5 protein-coding genes and 1 pseudogene are annotated in these 5,695 nt (G+C 72.0%); 4 read left to right on the top strand and 2 right to left on the bottom strand.

Features of this window, described 5'->3' with window-relative positions; all coding sequences use genetic code 11:
• Window positions 1-976, top strand: a 976-nt coding sequence (locus C1I93_RS27630) for a molybdopterin-dependent oxidoreductase (protein ID WP_146603591.1), incomplete at its 5' end; no start/stop codon positions are given.
• 55 nt (window positions 977-1,031) lie between these two features.
• On the opposite strand, the gene C1I93_RS27625 is transcribed toward C1I93_RS27630, so the two are convergent.
• Entirely contained in the window at window positions 1,032-1,415 is a 384-nt protein-coding gene (locus C1I93_RS27625) for a WhiB family transcriptional regulator (protein WP_111246203.1), read from the bottom strand.
• A gap of 255 nt (window positions 1,416-1,670) precedes the next feature.
• On the opposite strand from C1I93_RS27625, the gene C1I93_RS27620 reads away from it, so the two are divergent.
• The gene (locus tag C1I93_RS27620; RefSeq protein ID WP_111246202.1) at window positions 1,671-2,468 is read left to right on the top strand and encodes a helix-turn-helix transcriptional regulator; all 798 of its coding nucleotides are present in this window, start codon (window positions 1,671-1,673) and stop codon (window positions 2,466-2,468) included.
• 12 nt (window positions 2,469-2,480) lie between these two features.
• Here the strand turns inward: C1I93_RS27620 and C1I93_RS27615 are convergent, their stop codons facing one another.
• Window positions 2,481-2,894 carry a DUF5319 domain-containing protein gene (locus C1I93_RS27615; protein WP_111246201.1) on the bottom strand — a complete coding sequence of 138 codons (414 nt, stop codon included), beginning with the start codon at window positions 2,892-2,894 and terminating at the stop codon, window positions 2,481-2,483.
• A 198-nt stretch (window positions 2,895-3,092) separates the two neighbouring features.
• Here C1I93_RS27615 and guaB point away from each other — a divergent pair, with 198 nt between their 5' ends.
• Both guaB and C1I93_RS27605 read left to right on the top strand, forming a co-directional pair.
• Window positions 3,093-4,655, top strand: coding sequence for an IMP dehydrogenase (gene guaB, locus C1I93_RS27610; RefSeq protein WP_111246200.1), 1,563 nt, complete (start codon window positions 3,093-3,095; stop codon window positions 4,653-4,655).
• A gap of 27 nt (window positions 4,656-4,682) precedes the next feature.
• Window positions 4,683-5,633, top strand: a pseudogene (locus C1I93_RS27605) (GuaB3 family IMP dehydrogenase-related protein); the annotation flags it as partial.
• Window positions 5,634-5,695: the final 62 nt, after the last annotated feature.

Here is a 5,695-nt window from a genome sequence, read left to right as displayed (position 1 = left end):
CCGGGGTGTGGCCGACGCCCGGGACGCGATCGCGCTGCCCGCGCCGGTCTCCGCCGCGCGGCCGGTGCCGGCCGGTGCGGATCTGGGCACCCTCGGCCTGGCCAGCTATGTCACCACCAACAAATCGTTCTATCGCATCGACACGGCGCTGTTGGTGCCGCAGGTGGATCCGGAGACCTGGCGGCTGCGTATCCACGGTCGGGTCCGCAACCCGATGACGCTCAGCTACGCCGACCTGCTGGCCCGGCCGATGATCGAGCGGTACGTCACCCTGGCCTGTGTGTCCAACGAGGTCGGTGGGGACCTGATCGGCAACGCGCGGTGGCTCGGCGTACCGATCCGGGAACTGCTCGACGAGGTGGCGCCGCTGGACGGCGCTGACCAGGTGGTCGGCCGCTCGGTCGACGGCTGGACCTGCGGTACGCCGACGGCGGTGCTGCGCGACGGGCGGGACGCCCTGCTCGCGGTGGGGATGAACGGCGAGCCGTTGCCGTTGGCGCACGGTTTCCCGGTCCGGATGGTGGTGCCCGGCCTGTACGGGTACGTGTCGGCCTGCAAGTGGATCACCGAGCTGGAGTTGACCAGCTTCGCCGACTTCGACGCGTACTGGGTGCCGCGCGGCTGGTCGGCGCAGGGGCCGGTGAAGACCCAGTCGCGGATCGACACGCCCCGCCCCCGCAACCGGCCGGCCGCCGGCCCGGTCATGGTGGCCGGTGTCGCGTGGGCACAGCATCGGGGCATCCGTCGGGTGGAGGTACGTGTCGACGGCGGCCCGTGGCAGGAGGCGACGCTGGCCCCGACGGTCTCGGTGGACACCTGGGTGCAGTGGTCATGGCGGTGGACGGCCACGCCCGGCGAACACACCCTCCAGGTGCGGGCGACGGACGGCACCGGCGAGACCCAGACCGGGCAGACGCAGGACGTCGCCCCGGACGGGGCGACCGGTTGGCACACCGTGGCCGTGACGATCAGCTAGGCACATGCCACGACGCCGCGTCCCCGAGCTGGGGACGCGGCGTCGGGTGGTCTGGTCAGGCGGCGTCGCGCTGGGCCGGAACGGTCGACCGGTGGGCGCTGCCCAGCCGGGCCTCCAGCCGGGCGACGTCGACCCGGTTCTGCCGGCGGTCGGCGAGGTCCTCCCAGCCGACCGCGAGCAGCCGCAGCCGCTCGGCCTCGCTGAAGCCACCCCACACGCCGTACGGCTCGCGGACGGCCAGGGCGTGCGCGGCGCACTCGGCGCGGACCGGGCAGGCGCGGCAGACGGCCTTCGCGCCGGACTCCCGGCGCAGCCGGGAGGAGCCCCGCTCGCCGTCAGGGTGGAAGAACTGGGCGCTGTCGCGGCCCCGACAGGCACCGAGCCGTTGCCAATCCCAGAGGTCGATGATGGGTCCGGGCAGTCTGCGTACGTTCGACATCAGCACCCCTCCTCTCGCGCGGCACCGCGAGACGTATCTGTGGCCGGCTTTCCGGGCGGCGGGCCGCGCAGGCGCACCGTTCCCGGCCTGGCCTCTCGGTACCCCTGTCGTTCGCGACTCACACGTCCTGTGATCCAAAACCTCCGACAGCTTGCGGCATATGCCCCAACTGTCGGAAAAGTGGAGAGGATTGGCCGGAACCTCCTCCCGAGCCCGCCCGGTCATGGTCTGCTCATCTTCGGAGAGGAGATCACTGTGCGTACGGTTCTCGTGTGCGTTCGGACACCGCTTGCGGCTCAGCACCTGACTTCCGCGGCGGCGCGGCTGGGGTTGTCCGGTGCGGTGCGGACGGCCGTCTCCGATCCCGAGGTGATGCTGCGGTTGGCCGAGCGTCCCGCCGACGTGGTGCTTGCCGACACCGCGTTGACCCGGCCGGACAGCGCCGGCTTCGTCCGGCGGGTGCTGGCCCGCGCGCCACAGGCCGCCGTGCTGCTGCTGGGCACCGAGGAGTCCGAGGCGGCGGCAGCCACCATCAGCGCCGGAGCGCGCGGGTTGATCCAGGGCGCGGACCACGACCTGACCAGCGCGGTAGCCAAGGCGCTGTTGCTGCTGGCCGCCCCCGGCCGGGCCACCCGGCACCGGATCGCGGACCCGGCCCGCGACGCCGCCGCGGTGGGTAGCCCGACCCGGCCGGCACCCGGTGGCAGGCCCACCGGCGAGAAGGGACCGACCTGGCCGGCCGGCGACAACCCGGGCGGACCGGCGATGGTGCCGGCACAGCGCGGCGACGACCCGGCCGAACCCGAAGCCGAGGGCGCGTCGGAGCGGCCCGCCGCGGCCCGGCCGGACCGGACCGTGATCGGCCTCACCGAGCGTGAACTTCAGGTGCTGCTCGGGATGGCCGAGGGCAAGAGCAACGCCGAGATCGGCCGCGAGTTGTATGTCTCCGAGGACACCGTGAAGACCCACGCCCGGCGGCTGTTCCGCAAGCTCGGTGCCCGCGACCGGGCACACGCGGTGGCTGCGGGTTTCCGGGCCGGCCTGGTGGCCTGACCCGGGCAGCGGTCAGTCGGACCGGCTGTCGGTCTCGTCCTCGGTGCCCTCGCTGAGCGTGTCGTGCACCCCGTCGGCGTAGCCCCGGGCGTAGTCCCAGGTGACGTAGTGGTCCGGGTCGGGGTCGTAGGCCGGCTCGTGCACCCGGGGGCGGCCCGAGCTGAGCAGGTGCCGCAGGTTGCCCCGGAGCAGGTCCCAGTCGAAGTAGTGCGGCTCCCGGCAGTCCTCACACTCGATCACGAGTCCTCGTACCCCGATCGGCGCGAGAAGCGCCTGGTAGATCTCCAGGTCGGCGAGATCCTCCAGGACGTCCTGGCGCTCGACATCGGTCAGCGGGTCGAGCGGATCGTCGCGGCCGGGCTCGTCCAGGCTGGCCGCCGGGTCGGTCGGGTCGCCGGTGAACGGGTCGATGGGCTCGTCGTGCACCCCCTCACCGTAGACCCAAGCACCTGCCGGTGCCTGCCCCCTGTCGGTAAGGGTGTCCGGCGGCGCACCCGCTGCCGCACGCGGAGGTCACCCGGGCCACTGGGTACGATGGGGCCGACGCACCCTCGCCCGGCGTCCCGCCGGTGCCCACCAGTGCCACCTCGCTGAAGCCCGTTCGAGCAGCTCAGGAGAGCAATCGTGGAGAATTCGCCGCGCACCGACCGTTCCGCCGGCACCCAGGCCGGCGAGCTGGGCGGCCATCTGCCCGAGCTGCCCGCCGGGTCGGCCCGGGTGGTGCCGCTGGGGCTGACCTTTGACGACGTGCTGCTTCAGCCGGGCGAGTCGGACGTGGTCCCCAGTCGGGTCAACACCGTCACCCGGCTGACCCGCAACGTCACTCTCTCCATCCCGCTGCTGTCCAGCGCGATGGACACGGTGACCGAGGCGCGGATGGCCATCGCCATGGCCCGCCAGGGCGGCATCGGTGTGCTGCACCGCAACCTCTCGGTCGAGGACCAGGCGCTCCAGGTGGACCTGGTGAAGCGTTCCGAGTCCGGCATGATCACCAATCCTGTCACCGCCAGCCCGGACGACACCCTTCGGGAGGTCGACCAGCTCTGCGGGCGGTACCGCATCTCCGGCGTGCCGGTGGTGGACGCGCAGGGGCAGCTCGTCGGCATCGTCACCAACCGGGACATGCGCTTCGTCTCCGACCCGGCCACCCCGGTGCGCGACATCATGACCCGGGCGCCGCTGGTCACCGCCTCGGTCGGGGTGAGCAAGGACGAGGCGCTCGCGCTGCTGCGCCAGCACAAGGTCGAGAAGCTGCCGATCGTCGACGGCTCCGGCAAGCTGCGCGGCCTGATCACGGTCAAGGACTTCACCAAGAGCGAGCAGTACCCGCTCGCCACCAAGGACGACGCGGGCCGGCTGCGGGTGGCGGCGGCGATCGGGGTGGGCGAGGACGCGTACAAGCGGGCCCGGGCGCTCGTCGACGCGGGCGTCGACGTGCTCATCGTGGACACCGCCCACGGTCACCAGCGGGCCGTGCTGGAGATGGTCAGCCGGCTCAAGAAGGACGTGGGCATCGACATCGTCGGCGGCAACGTGGCCACCTACGCCGGGGCGAAGGCGCTCGTCGACGCCGGTGCCGACGGGGTGAAGGTCGGAGTCGGCCCGGGTGCCATCTGCACCACCAGGATCGTGGCCGGCGTCGGCGTGCCGCAGATCACCGCGATCATGGAGGCCGCGCGGGCGGCCCGGCCGGCCGGCGTGCCGGTCATCGGTGACGGCGGCATCCAGTATTCCGGCGACATCGCCAAGGCCCTGGTCGCCGGTGCCGACACGGTGATGCTCGGCAGCCTGCTGGCCGGCTGCGAGGAGAGCCCCGGCGAGCTGATCTTCGTCAACGGCAAGCAGTTCAAGGCGTACCGGGGGATGGGCTCGCTCGGCGCGATGCAGTCCCGTGGGCAGGCCAAGTCGTACTCCAAGGACCGCTACTTCCAGCAGGACGTGACGAGCGACGAGAAGCTGGTCCCGGAGGGCGTCGAGGGCCAGGTGCCGTACCGCGGGCCGCTGTCCCGGATGGCCCACCAGCTGGTCGGTGGCCTGCGGCTGGCGATGGGGTACGCGGGCGCGGAGAGCATCGTCGAGCTGCACGAGCGCGGTCAGCTCATCCGGATCACCGCGGCCGGGCTCAAGGAGAGCCACCCGCACGACATCCAGATGACCGTCGAGGCACCCAACTACCACACCCGCTGACACCCCTTCGGAAAACTGGAGCCCTTCATGCGTGACGTGGTCGAGATCGGGCTGGGCAAGACCGCGCAGCGCGGCTACCACCTGGACGACATCGCCATCGTGCCCTCGCGCCGGACCCGGGACGTGGACGACGTCTCCACCGGCTGGCAGCTCGACGCGTACCAGTTCGGCATTCCCTGTGTGGGGCACCCCTCCGACGCGACGATGAGCCCGGCCTCGGCGGTGCGGCTCGGCCAGCTCGGCGGCCTCGGCGTGCTCAACGTCGAAGGGCTGTGGACCCGCTACGAGAACCCGACGAAGGTGCTGGAGGAGCTGGCCGACCTGGGCGAGGACGCAACGGGCATGCCACCGCACCCGCATCCCCCGCGAGGTGCCGTGGCACGCCCGCGCGCCACCAAGCGGCTCCAGGAGGTGTACGCCGAGCCGATCCGGCCGGACCTGATCACCGAGCGGGTGCGCGAGCTGCGCGAGGGCGGCAGCACGGTGGCGGTGCGGGTCTCTCCCCAGCACACCCTGGCGCTGGCTCCGGTCATCCTCGACGCGGGCGTGGACCTCCTGGTCATCCAGGGCACCATCGTCTCGGCCGAGCACGTCTCCACCACCGACGAACCGCTCAACCTCAAGGAGTTCATCGCCGACCTCGACCTGCCGGTCATCGTCGGCGGCTGCACCGACTACAAGACCGCGCTGCACCTGATGCGGACCGGCGCGGCCGGCGTGATCATCGGCATCGGTGGCGACGAGTGGTCGACCACCGAGTCGGTGCTCGGCATCCGGGTGCCGATGGCCTCGGCGATCGCCGACGCCGCCGCGGCCAGGCGGGACTACCTGGACGAGACCGGCGGCCGGTACGTGCACCTGATCGCCGACGGCGACATCCGCACCTCGGGCGACATCGCCAAGGCGCTCGGCTGCGGCGCATCAGCGCTCAACCGAGTACGAGGCCGGGCGCTGTCGGGATGTGAAGGATCGGCATGGGATGCCGCTCATGTGGTCGGGGCGTTGAGGACGCAGTCGACCGCCGTGTAGAGGGTTTCGGT

Source organism: Micromonospora endophytica, from assembly GCF_003236305.1.
In the GTDB taxonomy this organism is placed as follows: Bacteria; Actinomycetota; Actinomycetes; order Mycobacteriales; family Micromonosporaceae; genus Micromonospora; species Micromonospora endophytica.
The sequence above is the reverse complement of the archived record's forward strand: the minus strand, read 5'-3'. Positions and strand labels throughout refer to the sequence as shown.

Coding starts and splice junctions, on each gene's coding strand:
- C1I93_RS27625 (WP_111246203.1), bottom strand. CDS start 1,415: ATGTCGAACGTACGCAGACTGCCCGGACCCATCATCGACCTCTGGGAT.